General features: G+C 55.2%; 23 protein-coding genes and 1 pseudogene. 12 read left to right on the top strand and 12 right to left on the bottom strand.

Features of this window, described 5'->3' with window-relative positions; all coding sequences use genetic code 11:
• Positions 1 to 3: 3 nt before the first annotated feature.
• Complete coding sequence (gene efeO, locus ACUTQ5_RS06335; RefSeq protein WP_445650544.1) at positions 4 to 1,140, bottom strand: iron uptake system protein EfeO; 1,137 nt, start codon at positions 1,138 to 1,140, stop codon at positions 4 to 6.
• A gap of 18 nt (positions 1,141 to 1,158) precedes the next feature.
• Positions 1,159 to 2,004 (bottom strand): iron uptake transporter permease EfeU, encoded by an 846-nt coding sequence (gene efeU, locus ACUTQ5_RS06330; protein WP_445650543.1) that lies wholly within the window; start codon positions 2,002 to 2,004, stop codon positions 1,159 to 1,161.
• 202 nt (positions 2,005 to 2,206) lie between these two features.
• Here efeU and ACUTQ5_RS06325 point away from each other — a divergent pair, with 202 nt between their 5' ends.
• On the top strand, positions 2,207 to 2,353 hold the full coding sequence (locus ACUTQ5_RS06325; RefSeq protein ID WP_445650542.1) for a hypothetical protein: 147 nt from the start codon (positions 2,207 to 2,209) through the stop codon (positions 2,351 to 2,353).
• Positions 2,354 to 2,383: 30 nt separating this feature from the next.
• On the opposite strand, the gene putP is transcribed toward ACUTQ5_RS06325, so the two are convergent.
• Complete coding sequence (gene putP / locus ACUTQ5_RS06320) at positions 2,384 to 3,868, bottom strand: sodium/proline symporter PutP (RefSeq protein ID WP_445650541.1); 1,485 nt, start codon at positions 3,866 to 3,868, stop codon at positions 2,384 to 2,386.
• Positions 3,869 to 4,413: 545 nt separating this feature from the next.
• On the opposite strand from putP, the gene putA reads away from it, so the two are divergent.
• Together putA and ACUTQ5_RS06310 are read left to right on the top strand one after the other, a co-directional pair.
• Positions 4,414 to 8,385: a trifunctional transcriptional regulator/proline dehydrogenase/L-glutamate gamma-semialdehyde dehydrogenase gene (putA, locus tag ACUTQ5_RS06315; RefSeq protein WP_445650540.1), complete on the top strand. Its 3,972-nt coding sequence runs from the start codon at positions 4,414 to 4,416 to the stop codon at positions 8,383 to 8,385.
• A gap of 275 nt (positions 8,386 to 8,660) precedes the next feature.
• Positions 8,661 to 8,937: pseudogene (locus ACUTQ5_RS06310) on the top strand (type II toxin-antitoxin system HicB family antitoxin).
• A gap of 32 nt (positions 8,938 to 8,969) precedes the next feature.
• Here ACUTQ5_RS06310 and tcyN read toward each other — a convergent pair.
• From tcyN to ACUTQ5_RS06275, 7 genes are all read right to left on the bottom strand, one after another.
• Positions 8,970 to 9,725 (bottom strand): L-cystine ABC transporter ATP-binding protein TcyN, encoded by a 756-nt coding sequence (tcyN, locus tag ACUTQ5_RS06305; protein WP_445650539.1) that lies wholly within the window; start codon positions 9,723 to 9,725, stop codon positions 8,970 to 8,972.
• 3 nt (positions 9,726 to 9,728) lie between these two features.
• Positions 9,729 to 10,391 carry a cystine ABC transporter permease gene (tcyL, locus tag ACUTQ5_RS06300; protein WP_445650538.1) on the bottom strand — a complete coding sequence of 221 codons (663 nt, stop codon included), beginning with the start codon at positions 10,389 to 10,391 and terminating at the stop codon, positions 9,729 to 9,731.
• On the bottom strand, positions 10,391 to 11,191 hold the full coding sequence (gene tcyJ, locus ACUTQ5_RS06295) for a cystine ABC transporter substrate-binding protein (RefSeq protein WP_153859971.1): 801 nt from the start codon (positions 11,189 to 11,191) through the stop codon (positions 10,391 to 10,393). Before tcyJ ends, tcyL begins: the two co-directional genes overlap by 1 nt.
• 114 nt (positions 11,192 to 11,305) lie before the next feature.
• Positions 11,306 to 12,298 (bottom strand): D-cysteine desulfhydrase, encoded by a 993-nt coding sequence (locus ACUTQ5_RS06290; RefSeq protein WP_445650537.1) that lies wholly within the window; start codon positions 12,296 to 12,298, stop codon positions 11,306 to 11,308.
• A 127-nt stretch (positions 12,299 to 12,425) separates the two neighbouring features.
• On the bottom strand, positions 12,426 to 12,935 hold the full coding sequence (fliZ, locus tag ACUTQ5_RS06285; RefSeq protein WP_445650536.1) for a flagella biosynthesis regulatory protein FliZ: 510 nt from the start codon (positions 12,933 to 12,935) through the stop codon (positions 12,426 to 12,428).
• Positions 12,936 to 12,992: 57 nt separating this feature from the next.
• Complete coding sequence (locus ACUTQ5_RS06280; RefSeq protein ID WP_445650535.1) at positions 12,993 to 13,715, bottom strand: RNA polymerase sigma factor FliA; 723 nt, start codon at positions 13,713 to 13,715, stop codon at positions 12,993 to 12,995.
• Positions 13,716 to 13,898: 183 nt separating this feature from the next.
• Entirely contained in the window at positions 13,899 to 14,981 is a 1,083-nt protein-coding gene (locus ACUTQ5_RS06275; protein ID WP_445650534.1) for a FliC/FljB family flagellin, read from the bottom strand.
• 281 nt (positions 14,982 to 15,262) lie between these two features.
• Here ACUTQ5_RS06275 and fliD point away from each other — a divergent pair, with 281 nt between their 5' ends.
• From fliD to ACUTQ5_RS06255, 4 genes are all read left to right on the top strand, one after another.
• Positions 15,263 to 16,660 carry a flagellar filament capping protein FliD gene (fliD, locus tag ACUTQ5_RS06270; protein WP_445650533.1) on the top strand — a complete coding sequence of 466 codons (1,398 nt, stop codon included), beginning with the start codon at positions 15,263 to 15,265 and terminating at the stop codon, positions 16,658 to 16,660.
• A gap of 27 nt (positions 16,661 to 16,687) precedes the next feature.
• On the top strand, positions 16,688 to 17,098 hold the full coding sequence (fliS, locus tag ACUTQ5_RS06265; RefSeq protein ID WP_445650532.1) for a flagellar export chaperone FliS: 411 nt from the start codon (positions 16,688 to 16,690) through the stop codon (positions 17,096 to 17,098).
• Positions 17,098 to 17,466 carry a flagella biosynthesis regulatory protein FliT gene (fliT, locus tag ACUTQ5_RS06260; RefSeq protein WP_445650531.1) on the top strand — a complete coding sequence of 123 codons (369 nt, stop codon included), beginning with the start codon at positions 17,098 to 17,100 and terminating at the stop codon, positions 17,464 to 17,466. The genes fliS and fliT overlap by 1 nt, the downstream gene beginning before the upstream one ends.
• 347 nt (positions 17,467 to 17,813) lie before the next feature.
• The gene (locus ACUTQ5_RS06255; RefSeq protein ID WP_445650530.1) at positions 17,814 to 18,680 is read left to right on the top strand and encodes a helix-turn-helix transcriptional regulator; all 867 of its coding nucleotides are present in this window, start codon (positions 17,814 to 17,816) and stop codon (positions 18,678 to 18,680) included.
• A 380-nt stretch (positions 18,681 to 19,060) separates the two neighbouring features.
• Here the strand turns inward: ACUTQ5_RS06255 and ACUTQ5_RS06250 are convergent, their stop codons facing one another.
• Positions 19,061 to 19,975 (bottom strand): LysR family transcriptional regulator, encoded by a 915-nt coding sequence (locus ACUTQ5_RS06250; RefSeq protein ID WP_445650529.1) that lies wholly within the window; start codon positions 19,973 to 19,975, stop codon positions 19,061 to 19,063.
• Positions 19,976 to 20,120: 145 nt separating this feature from the next.
• Here ACUTQ5_RS06250 and ACUTQ5_RS06245 point away from each other — a divergent pair, with 145 nt between their 5' ends.
• Entirely contained in the window at positions 20,121 to 20,720 is a 600-nt protein-coding gene (locus ACUTQ5_RS06245) for an NAD(P)H-dependent oxidoreductase (protein WP_445650528.1), read from the top strand.
• Positions 20,721 to 20,765: 45 nt separating this feature from the next.
• Here ACUTQ5_RS06245 and fliE read toward each other — a convergent pair whose 3' ends face one another.
• Complete coding sequence (fliE, locus tag ACUTQ5_RS06240; protein WP_445650527.1) at positions 20,766 to 21,080, bottom strand: flagellar hook-basal body complex protein FliE; 315 nt, start codon at positions 21,078 to 21,080, stop codon at positions 20,766 to 20,768.
• 509 nt (positions 21,081 to 21,589) lie between these two features.
• Between fliE and fliF the strand changes: the two genes are divergently transcribed.
• From fliF to fliI, 4 genes are read left to right on the top strand one after another with little or no spacing between them, the layout of a single operon-like run.
• On the top strand, positions 21,590 to 23,278 hold the full coding sequence (fliF, locus tag ACUTQ5_RS06235; RefSeq protein WP_445650526.1) for a flagellar basal-body MS-ring/collar protein FliF: 1,689 nt from the start codon (positions 21,590 to 21,592) through the stop codon (positions 23,276 to 23,278).
• The gene (gene fliG / locus ACUTQ5_RS06230) at positions 23,275 to 24,267 is read left to right on the top strand and encodes a flagellar motor switch protein FliG (RefSeq protein ID WP_445650525.1); all 993 of its coding nucleotides are present in this window, start codon (positions 23,275 to 23,277) and stop codon (positions 24,265 to 24,267) included. The genes fliF and fliG overlap by 4 nt, the downstream gene beginning before the upstream one ends.
• Positions 24,260 to 24,964: a flagellar assembly protein FliH gene (fliH, locus tag ACUTQ5_RS06225; RefSeq protein WP_445650524.1), complete on the top strand. Its 705-nt coding sequence runs from the start codon at positions 24,260 to 24,262 to the stop codon at positions 24,962 to 24,964. The genes fliG and fliH overlap by 8 nt, the downstream gene beginning before the upstream one ends.
• Positions 24,964 to 26,325 carry a flagellar protein export ATPase FliI gene (gene fliI / locus ACUTQ5_RS06220; protein ID WP_445650523.1) on the top strand — a complete coding sequence of 454 codons (1,362 nt, stop codon included), beginning with the start codon at positions 24,964 to 24,966 and terminating at the stop codon, positions 26,323 to 26,325. Before fliH ends, fliI begins: the two co-directional genes overlap by 1 nt.
• The last annotated feature ends 9 nt before the right edge of the window (positions 26,326 to 26,334 follow it).

Raw genomic sequence — 26,334 nt, 5'->3', positions numbered from 1 at the left:
GCCTCAATCCAGACCCAGAACGCCACGCAATTGTGACAAGTCTTCCGCCAGGGTAGTGATCGGCCCTTTCATGGCATTGCGATCGGCATCGGTCAGCTTCTCGTAAGACTCATAGCCATCTTTGGTTTTGTACTTCGCCAAAATGGTATCAACGGTTTTAAAGTTGGCGTCGATCTTGTCCAGCAACGGTTTGTTGGCCTTGACCAACAATGGGCGCAGCAGGTTAACGATTTTCTGCGCACCGTCGACGTTAGCCTGGAAGTCCCACAGGTCGGTACGGCTGTAACGGTCTTCTTCACCGCTGATTTTGCTCGCCGCCACTTCTTCAATCAAACCGGCCGCCCCGCCCACCACTTTGCTTGGTGGGAAGGTCAAATCGGTGACGCGTTTTTGCAGCTCGAGGGTGTCGTTGTACAGTTGATCGGCGTATTTGCTCATGTCTTTGGTGGTGTTATCGGCAAACAGCGCTTTTTCCAGGCGGTGGAAACCGGTGAAATTCGGATCTTCCGCTTTCTTCTCGTAATCATCTTCACGGGCGTCGATACTGCCGTCCAGGTCGGAGAACAGTTCGGCGATCGGTTCAATGCGCTCGTAGTGCTGGCGTGTCGGCGCATAGAGTTTACGCGCCTGTTCCACGTTGCCGGCTTTGATAGCGTCGGTGAACAGCTTGGTCTGCTTGACCAAACCTTCCACTTCTTTGGTCACGTAAACCTTGTATTCAGCTATCGGCCCGACCAAATCCATCGCATTCGGTTTGCCGTCGGTGGCGGCGCCTGCGGCAGCGGTCACGATCAGCTTGCCCTTCGGATTGCTGAGCAGTCCGCAGGTCATGTCGTATTCGCCCGCTTCCAGGTTGGCGGTCATCTTCTGGGTGAAGCCCGGCGCGATATTCTCACGCTCTTCCACCACCATCACCCCTTTGAGGATTTCCCATTCGACGTTTTTCTGGCTGGTGTTGTGCACCACAAACTGGGTTTTACCGGCCGCTACCGTCAACTGCATCGGCTCACACTGTTTGTCGTTAACGGTAATTTTCACCTGCGGCACGTCCGCCGCCTGAGCGTTGATGCTTAGCGCGAACGCCGGCAGAGCCAGTAATGCTGCATGCAACGCCTTGCGGCGGAATAATGGAGTAGACATACAAATTCCCTATTAAAATTAATGATTGATTTTACGTTGCGCCGAAACTGCTGCCAGTTCCGCTCGCTGCGGCAGGAAAAAGAAAATCAGTGTAGGGATCAGATACAGGAAATAGACCGCCACTTCGCTTGCCGTTGGCGCTTCCTGATAGCCGAAGATACCTTCGAGCAGGGTGCCAAACAGCGAATGGGTCGACAGATGGTTGCTGAAGTCGAACGCGATATCCTGGAAGTGATTCCACAACCCGGCTTCATGGAAAGCGCGGATCGCCCCTGCAGCCAGACCGGCGGCCACGAACAGGATAAACAGGCTGGTCCACTTGAAGAACTTGGCCAGGTGCAACTTTACACCGCCCCAGTAAATAGCCATGCCCAGCACGATGGCCGCCACCAGGCCGAGTACCGCACCGATAGGCGCCGCAATGCCAACGTCTTGCTGGAAGGCTGCCAGCAGGAAAAACACCGACTCCAGCCCTTCTCGGGCCACGGCAAAAAACACCATCGCCACCAGCGCCCAGCCCTGACCTTTACCGGAGTTAAGCGCGTTATCGATAGCGCCTTCCAGATGCACCTTGACCGATTTGGACACTTTGCGCATCCAGAACACCATATAGGTGAGGATCAGCACCGCCACCACAGCAACAATGCCTTCAAACAGCTCTTGCTGCTTTTGCGGGAATTCGCCGGTGGTTTCATTGATGAAAATACCGAGCGCCAGGCACAGGGCAGCGGCAACTATCACCCCTATCCATACCACGCCTAGCCATTGACCGCGCTGCGTGCGTTTGAGGTAACTGGCAATCAGGCTGACGATCAACGCCGCCTCCAGCCCCTCACGGAACATGATAAGGAAGGGAACAAACATAGTTAATAACCCCTAAAAAGGCATCTGCTGCGAAGCGTCCGCACGCCAGAAATGGCGGCAACGCTAATGTAAAGAAAAGTAAAACACAACGATAGTGATTATCATTCTGGCTGGGAGAAATACAAGAGCCGCAAGGGTGATTTTTTCTAATCAAATGTCGCCAGGTGTTTCAGGCAGATGACAGAAAACGACGGAATAGAAAATGACAAAGCAGGAAAAAGCGTGGTTTTTCCTGCTTGGTGGTGAGCAGCCGAAAATCAATAAATTGATTTTCCTGATTTTTATTTATCGGCCTCTACTCGCTCTGGGCAGGAATGAAGTTTGTCATCAGTCTGAAAGGGCGTATTAAGCGCCCTTTCAGACTCGCGGTGCGAGAGGATTAAACGGTTTTGAACTCGGCTTCTGCCTGATCAAAACGTTCAGTGATGGTTGCCGAAGGCTGACGGCCCATCAGGCTCACCACCACGATGGCGATACAAGCGAACAGGAAGCCTGGGATAATTTCATACAGATCCAACCAGGCAAACTGTTTCCAGACGATCACCGTTACCGCCCCCACCAACATACCGGCCAATGCACCGTTACGCGTCATGCGTGACCACATTACCGAGATCAACACCACCGGACCAAAGGCTGCCCCGAAGCCGGCCCAGGCGTAGCTCACCAGACCCAGTACGCGGTTTTCAGGGTTTGCCGCCAGCGCGATGGCAATCAGCGCCACCAGCAACACCATGAAGCGCCCGACCCACACCAGCTCACGCTGGCTGGCGCCCTTACGCAGGAAAGCTTTGTACAGGTCTTCGGTAATCGCGCTTGAACACACCAACAGTTGGCAACTCAGGGTACTCATTACCGCAGCCAAGATGGCCGACAGCAGAATGCCCGCAACCCAAGGGTTGAACAGGATCATCGCCAATTCGATAAACACGCGCTCACCGTTCTGCGATACATTACCCGCCAATTCCGGGTTGTTGGCGAAGTAGGCAATGCCGAAGAAACCAACGGCAATAGTGCCGGCCAGACACAGGATCATCCAGGCCATGCTGATACGGCGTGCGCTGCGAATGGTGCGGTGAGAGTCCGCCGCCATAAAGCGCGCCAGAATATGTGGCTGACCGAAATAACCCAGCCCCCAACCCAGCAGCGAGAGGATCGCTACAAAGTTCAGGCCTTTGAACATATCGATATTAGCCGGGTTCTTGGTCTCAATCACCATCATCGAGGTATCAATGCCGCCAACCGCGAAAATAACAATCACCGGCGTCAGGATCAGCGCGAAAATCATCAGGCTGGCCTGCACGGTATCGGTCCAACTCACCGCCAGGAACCCACCGATAAAGGTATAAAGGATAGTAGCAGCAGCACCGGCCCACAGCGCCGTTTCGTAGCTCATGCCAAAGGTGCTTTCGAATAGACGCGCACCGGCGACGATGCCGGAAGCACAATAGATAGTGAAGAACACCAGAATGACAATGGCGGAGATCACCCGCAGCAGCTTGCTGTTGTCTTCAAAACGGCTGGTGAAATAATCCGGTAACGTCAGGGCGTTATTGTTGGCTTCGGTATGAACACGCAGCCGCCCCGCCACCAGTTTCCAGTTAAGGTAAGCGCCGATGGTCAGGCCTATCGCAATCCAGCTTTCGGAAATGCCGGACAGGAAGATAGCGCCCGGCAGGCCCATCAACAGCCAGCCGCTCATGTCTGATGCGCCGGCAGAAAGCGCGGTCACTACGCTACCCAGGCTACGACCGCCCAGAATGTAGTCGTCAAAGTTATTGGTTGCCCGATAGGCAAGTAAGCCGATTAACACCATCCCGAAGATATACACCAGGAAGGTCACCAGCATCGGTGTGCTCATTGTCATGAAATTCTCCACTCTCATTATTATTTCGCGCTGTATTGCGATAGCTACTGCTTGCCAATCCGCCGGAACGTGGCGAAATTGCGGGCTCCCGCAGGTGAAAATAGTTTCCCCCCGCAATTTTCTGACTGCTGGCTATCCTAGTTGACCTGTTGATTATCCAACAAGACATTTAACAACAAAGTTACACAAAGTTTACCCTGCGTCACATTTAACCACCTGCAAGGTTACACCCCGCATTCAAAAACAGAGTTGCACCTCATACTAACTCAACGTTACCCCTGATATTGCTGGGGTTAACGCGTGCGGACGGCCGATCCTCAACGCCCCCCCCCACAGACAGAGCAAGAACCATGCCGATTATTGATGTTAAAAAATCGATGGAACTCACACTTCGTTCATCCGCCTGATTTAACACGGTTGCACAAAGTTGCAACATGCTGGATATTGTCAGCATTCATCACAGCACACAACGCACGAACCTATCCCAGCAGCCTATCTGGCCCGCCGATTGTATATAGGTTCTTAAACACAGGAGTTGGATTGGCATGGGCACTACCACCATGGGCGTAAAGCTCGACGAGGCAACTCGCGATCGCATCAAAAGCGCAGCACAGCGTATCGATCGCACGCCGCACTGGCTGATCAAGCAGGCCATTTTTAATTATCTCGAACGTCTCGAGAACGGTTCCGACATTCCTGAAATCCCGGCCATTGCCGCTGCTGGCCAGGCCGAAGCGGACGACATTATGCCGCAACTGCAGGAAGAGTCCCACCAGCCATTCCTTGAATTTGCTGAACAAATTCTGCCGCAGTCGGTCAACCGCGCGGCGATCACCGCAGCCTATCGCCGTCCTGAGACCGAAGCGGTGCCGATGTTGCTCGAACAGGCGCGATTACCAGCCGATCTTGCCAAAGCCACCCATAAGATGGCTTACGATATTGCCGAGAAGCTGCGTAACCAAAAGAGTGCAAACGGCCGCGCCGGTATGGTGCAAGGCCTGCTGCAGGAGTTCTCCCTTTCCTCACAGGAAGGCGTGGCACTGATGTGCCTGGCGGAAGCCCTGCTGCGTATTCCAGACAAACCAACCCGTGATGCGCTGATCCGCGATAAAATCAGCAACGGCAACTGGCATTCTCACCTTGGCCGTAGCCCGTCGCTGTTCGTTAACGCCGCCACCTGGGGCCTGCTATTTACCGGCAAACTGGTCGCGACCCATAACGAAGCCAACCTGTCACGCTCACTGAACCGTATTATCGGCAAGAGCGGTGAACCGCTGATCCGTAAAGGCGTGGACATGGCGATGCGCCTGATGGGCGAACAGTTCGTGACCGGCGAAACCATCGCCGAAGCGCTGGCCAACGCACGCAAGCTGGAAGACAAAGGCTTCCGCTACTCCTACGACATGCTGGGTGAAGCCGCACTGACCGAAGCCGACGCACAGGCCTACCTGGTGTCCTACCAGCAGGCGATTCACGCCATCGGCAAGGCTTCTAACGGCCGCGGTATCTATGAAGGACCGGGCATTTCGATCAAGCTTTCCGCCCTGCACCCGCGCTACAGCCGTGCGCAGTACGAACGCGTCATGGAAGAGCTTTACCCTCGCCTGCTGTCATTAACCTTGCAAGCGCGCCAATATGATATCGGCATCAATATCGACGCCGAAGAAGCCGACCGTCTGGAAATCTCACTCGACCTGCTGGAGAAGCTGTGCTTTGAACCACAGTTGGCCGGCTGGAACGGTATCGGCTTCGTGATCCAGGCCTATCAAAAGCGCTGCCCGTTCGCCATCGACGCCGTGATCGACATGGCGCAGCGCAGCCGTCGTCGCCTGATGATCCGTCTGGTGAAAGGTGCCTACTGGGACAGCGAGATCAAACGCGCCCAAATGGACGGGCTGGAAGGCTATCCGGTTTACACCCGCAAGGTTTACACCGACGTTTCCTACCTGGCCTGCGCCCGCAAACTGCTGGCGGTACCAAACCTGATTTATCCGCAGTTTGCTACCCATAACGCCCACACCCTGAGCGCGATTTACCACATGGCGGGCAACAACTACTACCCAGGCCAGTATGAGTTCCAGTGTCTGCACGGCATGGGTGAACCGCTGTATGAGCAGGTGGTGGGGAAAGTGGCCGAGGGTAAGCTGAACCGCCCTTGCCGCATCTATGCTCCAGTCGGTACCCATGAAACGCTGCTGGCATACCTGGTGCGTCGCCTGCTGGAAAACGGCGCCAACACTTCATTCGTTAACCGCATCGCCGACGCGACTCTGCCGCTCGAGGAACTGGTTGCCGATCCGGTCAGCGCAGTTGAAGCCATGGCTGCCACCGAAGGGCAAATTGGCCTGCCGCACCCACGCATCCCGCTGCCGCGTGAGCTGTATGGCGAGAAACGAACCAACTCCAGCGGCCTGGACCTGTCCAACGAACAGCGTTTGGCATCACTGTCCAGCGCATTGCTGACCAGCGCCACACAGCCATGGCGCGCCGAACCGATTATCGATGCCGAACTGGATCAGGGCGTGGAACAGCCGGTAATTAACCCTGCCGAACCGGGCGATATCGTCGGTTACGTGCGTGAAGCCACCGAAGGTGAAGTCAGCCGGGCGCTCGACGCCGCTGCCGCTGCCGGTCCAATCTGGTTTGCCACTCCGCCGTCCGAGCGCGCCGCCATTCTTGAGCGCGCCGCCGAATTGATGGAAGGCCAACTGCAAAGCCTGCTGGGGATCCTGGTACGCGAAGCGGGTAAAACCTTTAACAACGCCATTGCCGAAGTGCGTGAAGCGGTCGATTTCCTGCATTACTACGCCGGTCAGGTACGCGATGACTTCGCCAATGACAGCCACCGCCCACTGGGCCCGGTGGTTTGTATCAGCCCGTGGAACTTCCCGCTGGCGATCTTTACCGGCCAGATTGCCGCTGCGCTGGCAGCAGGCAACAGCGTGCTGGCCAAACCGGCCGAGCAAACCCCGCTGATCGCCACACAGGCGGTGCGTATTCTGCTGGAAGCCGGCATCCCGCAAGGCGTGCTGCAACTGCTGCCGGGCCAGGGTGAAAGCGTCGGCTCAGTGCTGGTCAATGATGCCCGCGTGCGTGGCGTGATGTTTACCGGCTCTACCGACGTTGCCGGTATTCTGCAACGCAATATCGCCGGTCGTCTGGATCCGCAGGGTCGCCCAACGCCGCTGATCGCCGAAACCGGCGGACTGAACGCGATGATCGTCGACTCTTCCGCCCTGACCGAACAGGTGGTGACTGACGTGGTCGCCTCCGCCTTCGACAGTGCTGGCCAGCGTTGTTCTGCCCTGCGTATCCTGTGCATTCAGGAAGACGTGGCGGACCATACGCTGCAAATGCTGCGCGGCGCGATGGCCGAGTGCCGCATGGGTAACCCGGAGCGCCTGTCTACCGATATTGGCCCGGTGATCGACGCCGATGCCAAAACCGGTATCGAACGCCATATTCAGGCAATGCGCGCCAAGGGCCGCAAGGTCTATCAGGCGGCGAAAGGTAATGCGCAGGATGAAAAAGAGTGGTCACGCGGCACCTTTATCAAGCCAACGCTGATCGAGCTGGACAGCTTCGACGAGCTGCAAAAAGAGATCTTCGGCCCGGTACTGCATGTGGTGCGCTTCCAGCGCTCCAATATGGAAGCGCTGGTCGATCAGATCAACGCCGCCGGTTATGGCCTGACGCTGGGTATCCACACTCGTATCGACGAGACCATCGCCCGCGTCACCGAACGCGCCAAGGTCGGTAACCTGTACGTTAACCGCAACATGGTCGGTGCCGTGGTCGGCGTGCAGCCGTTTGGTGGCGAAGGCCTGTCCGGCACCGGCCCGAAAGCCGGTGGCCCACTGTACCTGTACCGCTTACTGGCCAACCGTCCGGATGACGCAGTGTTGCGTACTCTGAACCGTCAGGACGGCGAGCGCCCGCTGGAAGCTACTGCACGCCCACAACTGCTCAAAGCCCATCAGGCTCTGGAGCAATGGGCCGTTGCCGAAAAACAATCTGAGTTAGTGACGCTGGCACAACGCTACGCCGAACTGGGCCAGGGCGGCACCCTGCGCCCTCTGCCAGGCCCAACCGGTGAGCGCAATACCTATGCCCTGCTGCCGCGTGAGCGAGTACTGTGCCTGGCCGATAACGAAGCCGATGCTCTGGCGCAACTGGCTGCAGTACTGGCGGTTGGCAGCAGCGTGCTGTGGCCGGAAGTCGAGCTGCAACGCGCCTTATATCGCCGCCTGCCAGCTGTGGTTCAGGCCAGCATCAGTTTCAGCAAGGACTGGCAGCAGGACAAGGTGGAGTTTGACGCTGCCATTTACCACGGCGACGCCGATCAGTTGCGTAGCCTGTGCGAGCAAATTGCCCAGCGCAGTGGCGCGATCGTTTCGGTGCAGGGCTTTGCCCACGGCGAGACCAATATCCTGTTGGAACGTCTGCTGATCGAACGCTCGCTGAGCGTCAACACCGCCGCCGCCGGCGGTAACGCCAGCCTGATGACCATTGGTTAACCTCTGACAGCGGGTTACCGAAAAAGGTAACCCGCCATGTGAGGCTTCACACAAACCCTGCACAAGTGCAGGGTTTCCGACTGATGACAAACCTCATTCCTGCCTAGTGCGAGTAGAGGCCGATAAACAAAAATCAGGAAAATCAATTTATTGATTTTCGGCTGCTCACCACAAAGCAGGAAAAACCACGCTTTTTCCTGCTTTGTCAGCACCCTAAAACCCTGCACAAGTGCAGGTTTTTTTTTGACTCGTGCCAAGCGTTAGCAGAAGAAACTATGTTCTACCCCTCTTAATACACTCAGATCCAGATGGCAGCGCCAGCGACTTCTTTCCCGACGTACCGGGCTGCTATTTACCCTGGTCGGCGGACAATGGCTGCTGGTTGATATCAATATGGATAAATTTGATGGACGGGCTGAACGCATTAATATCACGCTGCCGCACCGCCTGTTGAATCGCATTGATTCTCTGGTTCAACAGCATCCGGCTTACAGTAGCCGCAGTGCCTTTCTCGCCACGGCTGCACGCAATGAGTTATTAAAATCCATTTAGTGACCGGATCAGGGGGCCAGGCCCCCTGGCGGTTACGACTGATTCAGGAATTTATCGAGGAATTGTTGGGTGCGCTGGTGTTGCGGATTAGCGAACAGCGCTTTCGCCGGGCCCTGCTCGACGATACGGCCGTGGTCCATAAAAATGGCGCGGTCGGCCACATCACGGGCAAAGCTCATTTCGTGCGTCACGATCACCATGGTGCGCTTTTCTTCCGCCAGCGAACGGATGGTATTGAGCACCTCGCCTACCAGTTCCGGATCCAGCGCAGAAGTGGGCTCATCAAACAGGATCACTTCCGGTTGCATCGCCAGCGCGCGGGCAATCGCTACCCGTTGCTGTTGGCCGCCGGAAAGGCGACGTGGATAGGCGGACTCTTTACCGTTCAAACCCACTTTAGCCAACAATGCCTGCGCCCGCTGTTCAGCACTGACTTTTGACTCACCTTTTACGATAACCGGGCCTTCAATAATGTTCTCCAGTACCGAACGGTGTGGGAACAGATTGAAGCTCTGGAACACGAACCCGACTTGCTGGCGTAACGCCCGCACCAAATTTTTCTGTTTGCTCAGCGATTTGGCGCTGTCGATCTGAATATCACCGACGCGAATGGTACCTGAATCCGGCACTTCCAGCAGGTTGATGCAGCGCAGCAAGGTGGTTTTACCCGAACCGCTGGGCCCGATAATCGCCACCACTTCGCCCGTCCTAACCTCCAGATCAATCCCATGCAGCACCGTTTGACCTTTGAACTGCTTGATCAGCTGTTTTACTTCGATGGCACTCATGCGTTACTCCTGATCCTGGCGGTTGACGTGGGCTTCCAGACGATTTTGCAGCGCAGAAAGCAGAGTCGCCATCACCCAGTAAATCAGCGAGGCCGCCAGATACATGGTGAACACTTCCAGGGTGCGCGAGGTAATCAACTGTGCCTGACGGAATAGTTCCGGTACCTGAATGGTCGCCGCCAGCGAGGTGTCTTTCACCAGGCCGATAAAGCTGTTACCCAACGGAGGCAATGCGGTACGCGCCGCCTGCGGCAAGATAACCCGGCGCAGCGTTTGCCAACGGGTCATACCGATGCTGGCTGCGGCTTCCCACTGCCCTTTTTCGATCGACGAAATCGCCGCACGCAGGGTTTCGGAGGTATAAGCCGCGGTATTGAGCGACAGGCCAATCAGCGCCGCCGGGAAGGGATCAAACTCGATACCGAACTGCGGCAGGCCGTAGTAAATCATGAACAGCTGGGCAATCAACGGCGTGCCACGGAACAGCGACACGTAGAAACGCGACAGCCATGACAGCGGCCATAACGACGAAAGGCGCATCAGCGCCAGCAGAAAACCGAGCAATAAACCGAGCGCCATGCCCCCCAGACTGAGCTGGAGAGTGAGTAGCGCGCCCCTCAATAAAAATGGCGCTGAATCCAGCGCCAGTTGAATACTTTCGTGCATTATTTAGTTACGTCCGCGCCAAACCATTTGTCAGAGATCTTCGCCAGCGTGCCGTCTTTTTGCATGTCGGCAATCGCCTGATTAATCGCGGCCAGCAGTTCCGGGTTGTTTTTACGTACCGCAACGCCAGACTCCTGGCGAGAGAACGCCGGGCCTGCTACCGCCAGCGTATCGCCGGTTTTTTTCACCAGATCCAGTGCGGCCAAACGGTCAACCAGAATGGCATTGATACGACCTACGCGCAGATCCTGGTATTTGGTCGGGTCATCATCATAGGTGCGCACGTCCACGCCCTGCACATTGTCACGCAACCACTGTTCATAGTTGGTGCCCAGGCCGACACCAACCTTCTTGCCTTTCAGATCGTCCGGCTTGGTGATGGTGCCTTCATTGCCCTTCTTCACCAGCGCCTGAATACCGGAGACGGTATAAGGCGTGGAGAAATCATATTTCTTCTGGCGCTCTGGCGAAATGGTCACCTGGTTGATCACCACATCGATACGCTTTGAATCCAGCGAGGCCAGCATGCCATCCCACTTGGTCGGGTTCAGCTTGGCTTTTACGCCAAGATGCTGCGCCAACGCATTGGCGAAATCCACTTCAAAGCCGGTCAGTTTGCCGTCTTCCCCCTGGAAGCTGAACGGCGGGTAAGTGCCCTCCAGCCCTACGACCAGGGTCCCGTGATGTTTCACCTGCTCCAGCAGGTTATCGGCGGCATAGGTTTGCGTGCTCAAACCGGCGGTCAGCGCCACGCCCATCACACCCAGCAGCAATTGACGACGAACTTTAGAAAACATCATAAACACCCCATCTGTTGTTTATCTTTTGTGATATCAGCACTTTAACAGCCACAACATCTGAACATAGGAATATAACATTATAAATATAGTTCAAAATGGAATAACCAAGCGCACTCACACCTGTGGATGGTAGGCAAATAACGCCGGAGCACCACCGGTGTGGATGAACAGAATCGGGCCGTCATCACGGAAACGCTGCTGGACTACGCCGTCTATCAGTCCAGCCATTGCCTTGCCGCTATACACCGGATCCAGTAACACCCCTTCCTGCTGTGCCAGCAACTGTATCGCCGCCAGCCCTTCTTCATTTGGCATGCCGTACTGCGGTGCGAAGTAATCATCCCACAGTGTGATGGGGGCCAGTTCGTCGATATCCAAACTGCTGGCCAGCGCTTTTTGGATCAGTTCCACCTTGGGCAATTGGTCGATGACTTTGCGTGAAACGGTCACACCGACAAGTTCAGTCTCCGGCAGCAATTGCTGCAGACCAACCGCCAACCCGGCATGGGTACCGGCACTGCCCGACGCCACCACTACCGAGCTGAAAGCGACCTTACTGCGCCGACTCTGCTCGGCAATTTCCAGCGCACACTGTACGTAACCCAATGCACCCAGCGCATTAGAGCCACCTACCGGCACCACATAAGGTCGAAAGCCTTGTGCTTCGAGGCGCGTAGCCAGATCGGCCAACTGCTGCTGCGGATCGTGCAGCGCTTCGCACATTTCCACCTGCGCGTTGAACAGCCCGAGCAATAAGCGGTTGCCGTTGGTCAGATAATTTTCTTCCTGGGTGTCAATCGGATTTTCCAGCAACGCCACGCAGTGCAGGCCCAACTTGGCCGCCACCGCCGCCGTTTGGCGCACATGGTTGGATTGAATAGCACCGGCGGTAACCAGCGTATCGGCTCCCTGACGCAGCGCATCGGCGGCAAAAAACTCAAGCTTTCTCAGTTTGTTACCACCCATCGCCATCGGCGTGACATCATCACGTTTGATGTAAATTTCACGGCCAAGGTAGTCTGAGAGGCGAGACAGCTTTTCGAGCGGTGTGGCAGAGCCGACTAAATCGAGACGCGGGAACTGCGCCAATTTTTGTTGCAGATTCACAACTTCCCCCGGGGAATAAGGTATCAATAGCCAAAGGATAGATTTAGCAGATGTGAACTTAATAATCACTCTTTATTAGTGATGGGAGAGCGGTGGAAACCCCGGCCGCCGTGCCGGGGAGGCAAGATCAGTAGCTTTTCTGCCAGGCAAGATATTGGTCGTATTTACGCAGGGCAATGCGGTAATTGTTGTGTGCCGCAGAAGGCAAGTCTTCAATGATACGTTGATGGTTAGCGTTGCTGGCAAACTTGTCGGCCGGGTAGTTGCGTTCCACCAGCATTTCGTCCAGTCGACGCAGGCGCACCACGTACTCGCGAATGGTACTGTGGCTCATTTCAGTCTGTTCAAACAGATACTGCTTGAAGGCCATGATGTCGAAATAGCTCGGATGGCTGTTGCAGGAAATTTCACTGCAGAAACGGCACAGTGCGGTCAGCTCATTTTGCACGTTCAACCAGACGTGATCGTCAATCGGCTGATCCATCCGCGCAATGGCGTCTTTATTGATGATCTTGCCACGAAACACCAACGCCATGCGATCCAACAATTTGCCGCACTGGGAGCAATGAGTCTGGCTGTGTTTGTAATCTTTTAAATAACGGCTCAGTGGCCGTTTTTTCAACAATATTGCTGGCATTAGGCAGTCCGGTTTTCGCAAGGGTGGCAAGGTTGAAGGTTCAGAGTTGAATGCATGTCAGTTCTCGCTCGCCAAACGGGCGCGCAGGCGCTTGATCGCCTGACTGTGCAGTTGACTGACACGCGACTCCCCCACGTCCAGCACGGCACCGATCTCCTTCAGGTTCAACTCTTCCTGGTAATACAGCGTCAGCACCATTTTCTCGCGTTCCGGCAACGCCTCGATGGCGTCGATCACCCGTTGGCGCAGATTACCCTCCAGCAGATGATGTAACGGATTGGCCTCTTCGTGCCCTTCCAGCAGCGGTTCCGCGCTTTCACCATGCTCTTCCCGCCATTCGTCGTAGGAGAAAAGTTGGCTGTTATTGGTGTCCAACAGAATTTGACGGTACTCATCCAGTGACAGGTTCAGCGCCTGTGCAACTTCCACTTCGCTGGCCGGGCGGCCGAGTTGCTGTTCCAATTGCCGCATGACCTGCGCCACTTCACGCGCGTGGCGACGCACACTGCGCGGCACCCAGTCGCGGCTGCGCAGCTCATCAAGCATGGCACCACGGATACGTTGTACCGCGTAGGTAGTAAAGGCTGTGCCCTGCATGGCGTCATAACGCTCCACGGCGTTCAACAGGCCGATTCCTCCGGCCTGTAGCAGATCGTCGAGCTCCACACTGGCGGGCAGCCTGACCTGCAGGCGCAACGCCTCGTGGCGCACTAATGGAACGTAGCGTAGCCAGAGAGAATTTTTGTCCATCACGCCTTCGGCGGTATACAAATCGCTCACTATGTCTAAAACCTGCGGATAAGAGAGTCAGAGCTATTATCCGTAGGGGGCAAAATGCCAATCGACTGAACAGTCGTACAAAACAGGCCTTATTTGCGCCATGCACTCTCCCGGCGGAAAGCGGCCATAAAAAAACCCCGCCGAGGCGGGGTTTTTTGCGACAGGTTAATCGAGGAGAGTCGATTAACGCAGCAGGGACAACACGTTCTGAGTAGACTGGTTAGCCTGTGCCAGAACAGAGGTGCCAGCCTGTTGCAGGATGTTGGCACGGCTCATGTTGGACACTTCGGTCGCGTAGTCAGCATCCTGAATACGAGACTGGGAAGCAGACAGGTTGTTCACAGTGCTGTTCAGGTTGTTGATAACAGAATCGAAACGGTTCTGTACCGCACCCAGAGAAGAACGCAGACCGTCAACCTGAGACAGTGCTTTGTCCAGGGTAGCCAATGGATCTTCGATATCTTTTTTCTCAATTGCAGCACCTGCTGTCACTGCACCATCATCAGCAATAGTAGCTTCGCTGACGGTTTTTTCACCAGTGGTTGCATCAACTTTCTGGATATAGTAACCGGCTTTACCATCTTTATCAGTACCCGTTACCAGCGTCTCACCGGCGCCCATTTTACTTTTATCGAAAACGATGTCTTTACCATCATTAGCACCAGCGGCTGATTCGGCAGTTTTACCAATTACTGCACCGTTAGCGACTGCACCACCAAGACGAACACCCGTTCTTTTGCTTACGTCGAAATCATCTAAGTTCAGGGTACTAGAGTTAATTTGGCTCAGATTAATATCAATCGTTTCACCATCGTTAGCACCTACCTGGATGGTCAGGTTCTGATCTTTACTCAACACCTTCACGCCGTTGAAGTCAGTTTGGTCAGAAATACGGTTAATTTCAGACAGGCGCTGGGTGATTTCGTCCTGGATAGATTTCAGATCACTTTCTGAGTTAGAACCGTTCTGAGACTGTACGGTCAGACGACGGACGTTCTGCAGGTTGTCGTTCACTTCGTTCAGTGCGCCTTCAGTGGTCTGCGCCAGAGAGATACCGTCGTTGGCGTTACGGGAAGCCTGAGTCAGGCCTTTGATGTTAGCGGTGAAACGGTTAGAGATTGCCTGACCCGCGGCGTCATCCTTGGCGCTGTTGATACGCAGGCCAGAAGACAGACGCTCAATCGCAGTACCCAGAGAAGACTGTGATTTGTTCAGGTTGTTCTGCGCCATCAGAGACAGGCTGTTGGTGTTAATTACTTGTGCCATTGTATGCTTTCCTTACGAATCAGTTGCGAGCTTCGCAATGTGGTTAAAAGGTTCGGGCTACTTTGCCCACGGCGTCAACCACCGTCCCATCAGGTATCGGCCCTCCCCCTGCAACCTTTAGAAATTTTTTGTTTTTTTTTCGCCTGGCGGCAATGGCAGAAATAACGGGCTTTTTCCTTCTTCTATTGCGTCATCAGTTTTTTATTTTTTCGGTAAACTTTTTCTCCACTGCGCCGATAAACGCATAAAGCGAATAAAGTCATAATCAAGGAGAATTACCAATGGCATCGATCAGCTCATTAGGCATCGGCTCAGGACTCGACCTCAACGGCTTGCTGGACAAACTGACCAAAGCGGAACAGCAGCGGCTGACCCCTTATACCACCCAGCAGACCAGCTATAACGCCCAACTGACGGCTTACGGTACCCTGAAGGGGTCGTTGGAAAAATTCGATAACTTGAGTAAAGAGCTGGCAAAACCGGCGTTTTTCAACAACACCACCACCAGCAAGCACGACCAGTTCACCATCACCACTACCGACAAGGCCGTGGCGGGTAACTACATTGTTAAGGTGAATGCGCTGGCTCAGCCGCAAACGCTGACCACCCAAACTCCGATTGCCAATCAGACCGCACAGTTGGGCACTCCCGGCAGCAGTGACCGCTCAATCACTATCACCGCCGGTAATCCGCAAAAAGACGTGAAGATCCCACTGAGCGATGAACAAACTTCGCTGGTGGAAATGCGTGATGCGATTAACAACGCCAAGGCCGGCGTCAACGCCACCATCATGCGCGTAGGGGATGACGACTACCAGTTAGCACTCAGCTCCAGCACCACCGGGGAGAAAAGTACCATCTCGGTGCAGGTCAATAATGACGATAAGTTGGGGGCAATCCTCAACTACGACAACACAACCAAAAGCGGTTCGATGAAGCAAACCGTGGCCGGCCAGGATGCCCAGATCGAGGTCAACGGCACGCCGATCAAACGCAGCACCAACTCTATTGTTGATGCGTTGCAGGGCGTGACTATTGACCTGAAAGCCGTCACCAAAGCCGACACACCACAAAACCTGGTGATCAGCACCGATAAAGCCGGTACTGCCGATAAGATCAAAGAGTGGGTAGATAACTATAACTCGCTGCTGGACACCTTTAACTCGCTAAGCAAATTTACCCCGGTCAAAAGCGGTGAAGCGCAGAATGCCAAAAACGGCGCACTGTTGGGGGATAACACCCTGCGTGGCATTCAGTCGTCGATTAAAAGCGCGCTCAGCGCCGCACAGGACAACCCGGAATTGAAGGGACTGGGCAACCTGGGCATCTCGACTAACACCAAAACCGGAAAACTGGAAATCGACAGCACCAAGTTGAACAAAGCCATCGATGAAAAACCGGCACAGGTTGCTAACTTCTTCGCCGGCAACGGTAAGGATACCGGTATGGCGACCGAGATCCATAACGAGATCCAGAACTATATCAAGGCCGGCGGCATCATCGAGAACTCGACCAAAAGCATCAATACCAACCTCGACCGCCTGAATAGCCAGATCACCACCGTGACCGCCAGTATTCAAAACACCATAGATCGCTATAAACAACAATTCGTTCAACTGGATACCATGATGTCCAAGTTGAGCAGTACAGGTAATTATTTAACCCAACAGTTCAAATAAGAACTTTTTAACCAGGTAATAAATCACATGTATAACCGAAGCGGAACTCAAGCCTACGCCCAGGTCAGTCTGGAAAGCGGCGTAATGAGCGCCAGCCCGCATCAGTTAATCGTGATGCTTTTCGACGGGGCGCTTAGCGCCCTGTTACGCGCACGCATTCTGATGAAACAGGGCGATATCGCTGGCAAGGGACTGGCGCTGTCAAAGGCCATCAACATTATCGATAACGGCCTGAAAAGTGGTCTCGACCACCAACAGGGCGGCGAAATGGCCGATAATCTGGCGGCGCTATATGACTATATGAAGAGGCGTCTGATGCAGGCCAATCTGCATAATGACGAGGCGGCGATCACCGAAGTGGTCAAGCTGCTGGAAAATATTGCCGACGCCTGGCGCCAGATTGGCCCCAATTACCACCCTTCTCAGGACGCCGTATAATGGAACGTCAACAGCAATTGCTCGCCGCGTATCAAAAAATATACAACCTGAGCAGCCAGATGATCGCCCTGGCGCAAACTGAAAAATGGGAAGAGTTGATCGAACTGGAACTGGCCTATGTAACTGCAGTGGAAAGCACTGCCGCCTTTACCGGTCAGGTCGGGCCGTCAATGGCATTACAGGAGTTGCTGCGCAATAAATTGCAGCAGATCCTGGACAACGAAACCGAGCTTAAACGCCTGCTGCAACAACGCATGGACCAATTAAAAGAATTGATTGGCCAGTCAACGCGTCAGAACGTGGTCAACAGCACCTATGGTCAGTTTCACGACCGCGCACTGCTGTTAGGAGAGCCGCAAATCAGATGAACTCATAACAATAAAGGAAAATGCAGAATAAATAGCACTATGCACTATTATTCTCCGGTTAAGTCAGGATATTAATCCATGGCATTTGAATTATATACACCTGTAATATTTTTCACCCCGGCCTGGTAGGGCACGAATGTATTCGCCCGGTTAGCACGAGCGCGGCATGTAATGCCCCTACGAGACGGATAAACATTAGGCCGACACGGACGTTTTCTGTTCATCAGGAAATTGATTTTTGATAGATAAAACACGTCGTTGTGCTTCACAACGCATGGAAAAATGTTGCTCCAACGCCGATCAAAGCGTAAAGATATTCTCAGATACTGGCTGCGAAATGAATATCGATGGAACGTACAATTAATCTTTGCCCTGGAATTGGTGCTTCGGCGCATATCATTCAACATACTGAATTATTATTCCCTTCAGTCTATTTTGAACAACCCCATCTGTATTTGGTACAGCAAGGCCACAAACGCGTACGTTGGCAACAGCGTGAATTGGTGGCTCATAGCGGGGAATTGTTGATTATCGACGGAGGGCAAACCGTAGATATTGTTAATGAGCCCTCAGAGAAAGGGGTGTTCAGCTGTCAGTTGTTGATCTGCGATCCATTGCTGCTCGCCGCACCACCGGCCCAGGTTGAAACCCAGCCCACTGCTGTATTTGACGCGGTGTTGGCATTACGTAATCTACCCTGCGCGCTAATACACAGTTTTGAAGCCACCAGCCTGGCGCTGGCACTGAGACATCGTTTCCCTGCGGTCATCATCCGCCACAAAATGCTGGAAATTCTGCTGTGGCTGAAGCAATTCAATATCAGCTTCATTCATAACGAGGCCAGAAATTTAACCCAGCAGGTGCGCCGCTGTCTGGCAACCGATCCACATAATATCTGGACGGCGGCCGAGGTAGCGAACACCCTGTCGATGAGTGAAGTGATGCTTCGCCGAAAGCTGTCGGCAGAAAATAATTCGTTACGGAGTCTGATGATCGACGTACGCATGAGCAGCGCACTGGCATTGCTGCAATCCACCGATTGGCCCATCTCCGCCATCGCCCAACACGTCGGTTATGAAAGTTCCTCACGCTTTGCAGAACGTTTTCGCAAACGGTTTGGCTTTGCCCCCACCGCCATTCGCGGCCACCAGCGGGCAATGGAGGCCGGCGCAATTCGCCCCGATCATTTCAGCATGATGGAAGCACGGGAATGACAGCCACGGGCATAAGTTAAATCCTTGAACAACGGGAGCGTCGTTTATGCAGTGCGGGTTAGCGGAAAACAGCCAGGTGGGATAGCATTGGCAAGGCCACAAAAGTGGCCCGGGTTTTTTAGCTTTGCTTAATTAAAACGATTATTAATACGACCAAAACGGCCAGAATTAAAATACTCAACAGCCGCCATCTTTGTTCACTTTTGCTGCTCATTATCTTTCCCGGTAATCAAAACTGCCTTAATCCGGAAATTATAACGCCGTGACAAGCACCGCAATGTGAGTTAAACCGGGGTTTCTGCCCTGTTACTCCAGCGATTGGTAATCGCTATGCCGAGAGTAATACGCCAATCCAGTGTTCAACCCCCCGTCATCGCAACCTAAGGCCCTACCTGCGCCAATCTTGCTGGCAGTTGCGCCAACAATTGATCTACTGCCAACCGGACTTTTAAGGGTTGATAAGCGGCGTAGGGCCAGACTGCATTTATCGGGAAATCTACGCCGTGGCAGTCACGCATTAGCGCAACCAACCGACCGTCGGCAAGCGGCTCGCGAACCAGCCAATAAGGCAACCAAACTACGCCGGCACCGCTGACGGCGGCATTGGCAATAGCCTGCATATCGTCCATCATTATTCTTGCCTGGGGCCTGATTTCCTGCAGGTGACCACTGGCGTCTCTGAGTTGCCATTTCTGCAAGATACCGGCCCGCAAATACCCCACTGCCTGATGCTGACCAAGTTCAACTGGCGATTGCGGCTCGCCATAGTGTTGTAAATAGGCCGGAGACGCGCAAAAAGCCATGCCGTGCTGGCCAAGCTGCCGGACAACCAGACTGCTGCTGTCCGGCAAGGCACCTATGCGAATAGCCATGTCGAAACCCTCATCAATCAGGTCTACCCTTCGATCGCTAAATGACAGTTCAAGTGTCAATTGCGGATGCTGTTGCGCCAAATCTGTCAGCAAGGGGGCAATGCACAAATGACCGAACAGCACCGGCATAGACACCCGTAGCCGCCCACTGGCCTGCACTTTACCGCTGTCCAACAAATCTTCCACACTGTTGATGGTTGCCAATGCTTGCCGGCAGTGCTCGTAGAACAAAACCCCCTCATCCGTCAGGCTTTGGCTGCGGGTAGTACGCAGAAACAGCATCACCCCAAGCCGTTGCTCCAGGCGGGAAATGATTTTACTGATGGCGGAACGCGTCAGATGCAGCTTTTCTGCGGCGCTGGCAAAGCTGCCGGCTTCCGCCACGGCAACAAATACCGGTATCCCATTGAGTTCGGTTCTCACCTTATCGCGTCCATTTTGGCACCAATGATGTGAAACACTATCACCACTGGTGAATATTAAGCAATGCTAGCATAGGGTCTCTCGAATGCACCGGCGGAAAAGTTGACGCCTGGGCATTTACCCAAACCACTCTCAGGAAAAAATCATGAACAATATTCTGGTACTCAAATCCAGTATCATGGGCGACCAATCTCACACCAATGGGCTTATCGACAGCCTGTTGAGCGAACGTAGTGCCAGGGGGATGAAAGACAACGTCGTGGTACGCGATTTGGTGGCGCTTAACCTGCCAGTGCTGGACGCTGAGTTATTCAGCGCTCTACGCGGCGGTGAAATATCGAGCCAGCGGATCAAGGACGGAGTCGCGCTTTCCGACCAATTAATTGCCGAACTCAAAGCCAGCGATCTGGTGATAATTGGCGCACCTATGTACAACCATAACGTGCCGACACATCTAAAGAACTGGTTTGATTTGGTAGCACGTGCGCGCGTGACATTTAATTACACCGCGACTTATCCGGTCGGTCTGGTGGAGGGTGTGCAAGCTCTGGTGATCAGTTCTCGCGGTGGTGTACATGTCGGGCAAGATACCGATGTGGTCACGCCCTACCTGCGCTCCATTTTAAGTTTGATGGGTATCAGTGAAGTGCAGTTCGTTTATGCCGAAGGTCTCGATATGAAACCGCATGGACGCGACAGCGGCCTGGTAGCAGCTCGTAAGCAAATCGTTGAACTGCTCTCCTGAAACAAACACTCGATAGATCCTGGCCTCAATCTCGGGGCCAATCCATCACACCGCCATATTCATTACCTCTTGATAAGCGGAAACCAGCTTATTACGCACCTGTACGCCCATCTGCAGCGAGATCGATGACTTTTGCAGATCGACCATCACATCATTCAGGCTGATACCCGGCACACCTATCTCAAAATTCTGCGCCTGCTTGCGTGCGGTCTGCTGGGTATCGCTGATCTTGCCGATCGCCGCTTTCAGCTCACTGGCAAAACTGACACCTGGCGCAGCAGCCTCTTGCCCCATCGATCCGGCCTGAATCGCAGTGGCTTGTAGCTGCTGCAATACCCCTTCAATACCCTGAATTGCCATTGTGACCTCAATAAAAACGCGGCTGCCGGCCATGATGGCGGCAGGCACTACTTTGATGCTGCACACCCTAACACAGTGTTTTTATCCTAAAGCGGCTAATTAACTGCAAAAAACCCGGCTTATCGGGCCATCGAAATAGTGAGTAAGGGGAAATAATGGCTTGCCCAGAAATGGGAGCGCCGCTATACCCGTCGTCTTTCAAGTTGCAGCGTTGTTATCTGCTTTACAAGACCCATCCGTGGGTCTTGCCCCGTCGGGGCCGCTGCGAGCAGCGTTCAAATCTGTTCCTGACAGATTTGTCGCTCACCCCAGTGACTTACTCGAGTAAGCGCCTGGAGATGAGCGAGCTGGCCGCCTAGCTGCAACTTGAAAGGCATAGGGTGTATTTATATGTGTATCAGGGAGTCTGTTTTGTCACACAACGCTAACCACATCGTTCATCAGCCTGGCAGGGAGCTACGCCGTGGCCCGAACCGGATCCTGAGCGTCATTGAAGGACACTGGCTAAAATGAGTGCTTCAATCTCCGCCACCGAAAGCCGCGATAATGGCCTGCAAGCCATGTGGGACCGTCTGCGCGCCAACCCGAAAATCCCACTGCTGATCGCCGGTTCCGCCGCTATCGCCATTGTGGTTGCGCTGCTGTTATGGGCAAAAAGTCCTGATTACCGGGTGCTATACAGCAACATTAACGATCGCGACGGCGGTGCCATCGTCACCCAGCTGACGCGAATGAATATCCCCTACCGCTTCGCCGAGAACGGCGCGGCGCTGCTGATCCCGGCAGACAAAGTGCACGAAACCCGCCTGCGTCTGGCGCAGTTGGGCCTGCCGAAAGGCGGTGCCGTTGGCTTCGAACTGCTGGATCAGGAAAAATTCGGCATCAGCCAGTTCAGTGAGCAAATCAACTACCAGCGTGCTCTGGAAGGCGAATTGTCGCGCACCATCGAATCACTGGGGCCGGTACAAAACGCCCGGGTGCATCTGGCTCTGCCAAAACCCTCGCTGTTCGTGCGCGAGCAAAAATCCCCTTCCGCCTCGGTGACCCTGACGCTGCAACCCGGCCGCGCGTTGGATGACGGCCAGATCAACGCCATCGTTTATATGGTCTCGAGCAGCGTCGCCGGCCTGCCGCCGGGCAACGTGACCGTGGTCGATCAATCCGGTCGCCTGCTGACCCAGTCTGACGGTGCCGGGCGCGATCTGAACGCCGCACAGCTCAAGTACGCCAACGAAGTGGAAAGCCGCTACCAGCGCCGTATCGAAGCGATTTTGGCACCAATGGTCGGTAACGGTAATGCGCGCGCTCAGGTCACCGCGCAGATTGATTTTACCACCCGCGAACAAACCGACGAAGAATACCAACCGAACCAACTGCCGAATAAGGCCGCCGTCCGCTCCAAACAGATGAGTCAAAGCGATCAAATTGGCGGGCCACTGGTCGGCGGCGTACCGGGTGCCTTGTCCAATCAGCCTACCGCACCGGCTACCGCGCCAATTGAAACCGCCAAACCGGCGGCCACCGGCAATAACGCCGCCACCCAGCCCAATGCCGCGACCACCCGCAGCGCAGCCTCGGGGCCGCAGAATTCTCGCCGGGATGAAACCACCAACTACGAAGTCGATCGCACCATTCGCCATACTCAGCAAAAAGCCGGGACGGTACAGCGGTTGTCGGTGGCGGTGGTGGTTAACTATCGCGGTACTGATAAAGACGGCAAACCGCTGCCGATGAGTAAAGAGCAGTTGGCGCAGATCGAATCGCTGGTGCGCGAGTCCATGGGCTTCTCCAGCACCCGCGGCGACACGCTCAACGTGGTCAACACGCCGTTTACCGATAACGAAGTCACCGGTGGTGAGTTGCCGTTCTGGCAAAGCCAGGCGTTTATCGACCGTCTGTTCGACGCCGGTCGCTATCTGCTGGTCCTGCTGGTCGGCTGGTTGCTATGGCGCAAACTGGTACGTCCGCAGTTGCAAAACCGTCAGGCCGTACAAAAATCCGCTATCGCCGCCGCCAATGCGCCTATGGCCAAACCGGCAGAGAGCAATAAACAGAGTAATGAGGAGCTGGCGCAGCACCGTAAATCACAACAGCGCGTCAGTGCAGAAGTCCAGAGCCAGCGGATCCGCGATCTGGCTGATAAAGACCCACGCGTGGTCGCTCTGGTAATCCGCCAATGGATGAGCAACGAATTATGAGTCTGACCGGAACCGAAAAAAGCGCCATCCTGCTAATGACCTTGGGTGAAGATCGCGCCGCCGAGGTGTTCAAACACCTCTCCTCGCGTGAAGTCCAGCAGTTGAGCGGCACCATGGCCAGCATGAGCCAGGTATCGCACAAACAACTCAATGAAATACTGCGCGAATTTGAAGATGACGCCGAACAATATGCGGCACTGAGCGTCAACGCCAGTGACTACCTGCGTTCGGTGCTGGTTAAAGCGCTGGGCGAAGAGCGTGCCTCCAGCCTGTTGGAGGATATTCTCGAATCCCGCGAGACCACCACCGGCATGGAAACGCTCAACTTTATGGAACCGATGAGCGCCGCCGATCTGATCCGCGACGAACATCCGCAAATCATCGCCACCATTCTGGTTCACTTGAAGCGTGGCCAGGCGGCGGATATTTTGGCGCTGTTCGACGAACGCTTGCGCAACGACGTGATGCTGCGTATCGCCACCTTCGGCGGCGTGCAACCGGCAGCGCTGGCGGAACTGACCGAAGTGCTGAACAACTTGCTTGACGGCCAGAATCTCAAACGCAGCAAAATGGGCGGGGTTCGCACCGCAGCCGAGATTATCAACCTGATGAAAAATCAGCAGGAAGAAGCGGTTATCGACGCCATGCGCGAATACGACGGCGAGCTGGCACAGAAGATCATCGACGAAATGTTCCTGTTCGAAAACCTGGTGGAAGTCGACGACCGCAGCATCCAGCGCCTGTTGCAGGAAGTGGAAGGCGAATCCTTGCTGGTGGCGCTCAAAGGGGCGGAACAGCCGCTGCGCGAGAAGTTCCTCAAGAATATGTCGCAACGCGCCGCCGATATTCTGCGCGACGACCTGGCCAACCGTGGCCCGGTACGCATGTCGCAGGTCGAGAACGAACAGAAAGCCATCCTGCTGGTCGTCCGTCGTTTGGCGGAGAGCGGCGAAATGATTATCGGCGGTGGCGAGGACACCTATGTCTGATCGCATTAACACCCTGCCCTGGCAACCCTGGTCGCTTAACGATCTGACCGAGCCGAAAGCGGTGGTGGAGCCACTGCCGCTGCCGCCAGTGGAGTCTTTCGGCTCCCCCCTGGACGACACTGTAGTTCAGGAACAGCAATTGGCCCAATTGCGCCTGCAGGCAGAGCAGCAAGGCCAGCAGTTGGGCTATGCCGACGGCCAGCAAAAGGGCTACGAAGCCGGGTTCCAGGCCGGCATGGAAGAAGGCCGCCAACAGGGCTTGCTGGAGGCGCAACAGCAACAGCAACCGCTGACCGCCCACTGGCAACAACTGGTGACTGAATTCCAGCATACTCTGGACGCACTGGACAGCGTGATCGCCTCGCGCCTGATGCAGTTGGCGTTGACCGCCGCCAAACAGGTGCTCGGTCAACCGCCAGTGTGTGACGGCACCGCCCTGCTGGCGCAGATACAGCAGTTGATTCAGCAAGAGCCGATGTTCAGCGGCAAGCCCCAGTTACGTGTGCATCCTGATGATTATCAGCGTATAGAACAACAACTGGGCGCGACGCTCAGCCTGCATGGCTGGCGGCTGCTGGCAGATGGCCAACTGCACCCTGGCGGTTGCAAAGTCAGCGCCGATGAAGGCGACCTCGACGCCAGCCTGGCGACCCGCTGGCACGAACTCTGCCGCCTGGCGGCTCCGGGAGAAGTGTAATGACGCTTCGACTCGGCCGCTGGCTAACTTCGCTGGACACGTTGGAAAAACGCATCGCACACACCCCGACGGTTCGTCGTTACGGCCGCCTGACGCGCGCAACCGGGCTGGTACTGGAAGCCACCGGGCTGCAACTGCCGATCGGCGCTACCTGCCTGATCGAACGTCACGACGGGGGTGAAGTTCAGGAAGTCGAGAGCGAAGTGGTCGGTTTTAACGGCCAGCGACTGTTCCTGATGCCGCTGGAAGAAGTGGAAGGCATTGTGCCCGGCGCACGGGTTTATGCCCGCGTCTCGCCGGAAGGGCAAAGTGCCGGTAAACAGCTGCCGCTCGGCCCGGCCTTGCTTGGTCGGGTGCTGGACGGCAGTGCCAAGCCGCTGGACGGCCTGCCCGCACCGGAAACCGGCTATCGTGCGCCGCTGATCACCGCCCCGTTCAATCCGTTACAGCGTACGCCTATCGAACAGGTACTGGATGTCGGTGTCCGCACCATTAATGGTCTGTTAACCGTCGGTCGCGGCCAGCGCATGGGGCTGTTCGCCGGTTCCGGCGTCGGTAAAAGCGTGCTGCTGGGTATGATGGCGCGTTATACCCAGGCCGACGTTATTGTCGTCGGGCTGATCGGCGAACGCGGCCGCGAGGTCAAGGACTTTATCGAAAACATCCTCGGCCCCGAGGGGCGGGCACGTTCAGTGGTGATTGCCGCGCCGGCTGACGTCTCGCCGCTGCTGCGCATGCAGGGGGCAGCCTATGCCACGCGTATCGCCGAGGACTTCCGCGATCGCGGTCAGCACGTACTGCTGATTATGGATTCGCTGACCCGCTATGCCATGGCGCAGCGTGAAATTGCCCTGGCCATCGGCGAGCCACCGGCCACCAAAGGCTATCCGCCGTCAGTGTTCGCCAAATTGCCTGCGCTGGTGGAACGTGCGGGCAACGGCATCAGCGGTGGCGGTTCAATTACCGCCTTCTATACCGTACTGACCGAAGGCGATGACCAGCAGGATCCGATTGCCGACTCGGCGCGCGCCATCCTCGATGGTCACGTGGTGCTGTCGCGACGACTGGCGGAGGCCGGTCACTACCCGGCAATCGACATTGAAGCCTCAATCAGCCGTGCCATGACCTCGCTGATCAATGAGGAACACTACCGCCGGGTGCGTAACTTCAAACAGATGCTGGCCAGCTATCAACGCAACCGCGATTTGATCAGCGTCGGTGCCTACGTCTCAGGCAGCGATCCTTTGCTGGACAAGGCGATGGCGCTGTACCCGCAGATGGAAGCTTATCTGCAACAGGGCATTTTTGAACGCAGCGGTTATGACGACGCCTGCCAACAGTTACAGCAGTTGATCGTTTAACGTCACCAA

This window comes from Serratia sp. NA_112.1 (assembly GCF_052691715.1).
The sequence above is the reverse complement of the archived record's forward strand: the minus strand, read 5'-3'. Positions and strand labels throughout refer to the sequence as shown.

Excerpts from the sequence above, each read along its gene's own strand:
- efeO (WP_445650544.1), bottom strand. The coding sequence starts at position 1,140 with ATGTCTACTCCATTATTCCGCCGCAAGGCGTTGCATGCAGCATTACTG.
- efeU (WP_445650543.1), bottom strand. The coding sequence starts at position 2,004 with ATGTTTGTTCCCTTCCTTATCATGTTCCGTGAGGGGCTGGAGGCGGCG.
- ACUTQ5_RS06325 (WP_445650542.1), top strand. The coding sequence starts at position 2,207 with ATGACAAAGCAGGAAAAAGCGTGGTTTTTCCTGCTTGGTGGTGAGCAG.
- putP (WP_445650541.1), bottom strand. The coding sequence starts at position 3,868 with ATGACAATGAGCACACCGATGCTGGTGACCTTCCTGGTGTATATCTTC.
- putA (WP_445650540.1), top strand. The coding sequence starts at position 4,414 with ATGGGCACTACCACCATGGGCGTAAAGCTCGACGAGGCAACTCGCGAT.
- tcyN (WP_445650539.1), bottom strand. The coding sequence starts at position 9,725 with ATGAGTGCCATCGAAGTAAAACAGCTGATCAAGCAGTTCAAAGGTCAA.
- tcyL (WP_445650538.1), bottom strand. The coding sequence starts at position 10,391 with ATGCACGAAAGTATTCAACTGGCGCTGGATTCAGCGCCATTTTTATTG.
- tcyJ (WP_153859971.1), bottom strand. The coding sequence starts at position 11,191 with ATGATGTTTTCTAAAGTTCGTCGTCAATTGCTGCTGGGTGTGATGGGC.
- fliZ (WP_445650536.1), bottom strand. The coding sequence starts at position 12,935 with ATGCCAGCAATATTGTTGAAAAAACGGCCACTGAGCCGTTATTTAAAA.
- ACUTQ5_RS06275 (WP_445650534.1), bottom strand. The coding sequence starts at position 14,981 with ATGGCACAAGTAATTAACACCAACAGCCTGTCTCTGATGGCGCAGAAC.
- fliD (WP_445650533.1), top strand. The coding sequence starts at position 15,263 with ATGGCATCGATCAGCTCATTAGGCATCGGCTCAGGACTCGACCTCAAC.
- fliS (WP_445650532.1), top strand. The coding sequence starts at position 16,688 with ATGTATAACCGAAGCGGAACTCAAGCCTACGCCCAGGTCAGTCTGGAA.
- fliT (WP_445650531.1), top strand. The coding sequence starts at position 17,098 with ATGGAACGTCAACAGCAATTGCTCGCCGCGTATCAAAAAATATACAAC.
- ACUTQ5_RS06255 (WP_445650530.1), top strand. The coding sequence starts at position 17,814 with ATGGAACGTACAATTAATCTTTGCCCTGGAATTGGTGCTTCGGCGCAT.
- ACUTQ5_RS06245 (WP_445650528.1), top strand. The coding sequence starts at position 20,121 with ATGAACAATATTCTGGTACTCAAATCCAGTATCATGGGCGACCAATCT.
- fliE (WP_445650527.1), bottom strand. The coding sequence starts at position 21,080 with ATGGCAATTCAGGGTATTGAAGGGGTATTGCAGCAGCTACAAGCCACT.
- fliF (WP_445650526.1), top strand. The coding sequence starts at position 21,590 with ATGAGTGCTTCAATCTCCGCCACCGAAAGCCGCGATAATGGCCTGCAA.
- fliG (WP_445650525.1), top strand. The coding sequence starts at position 23,275 with ATGAGTCTGACCGGAACCGAAAAAAGCGCCATCCTGCTAATGACCTTG.
- fliH (WP_445650524.1), top strand. The coding sequence starts at position 24,260 with ATGTCTGATCGCATTAACACCCTGCCCTGGCAACCCTGGTCGCTTAAC.
- fliI (WP_445650523.1), top strand. The coding sequence starts at position 24,964 with ATGACGCTTCGACTCGGCCGCTGGCTAACTTCGCTGGACACGTTGGAA.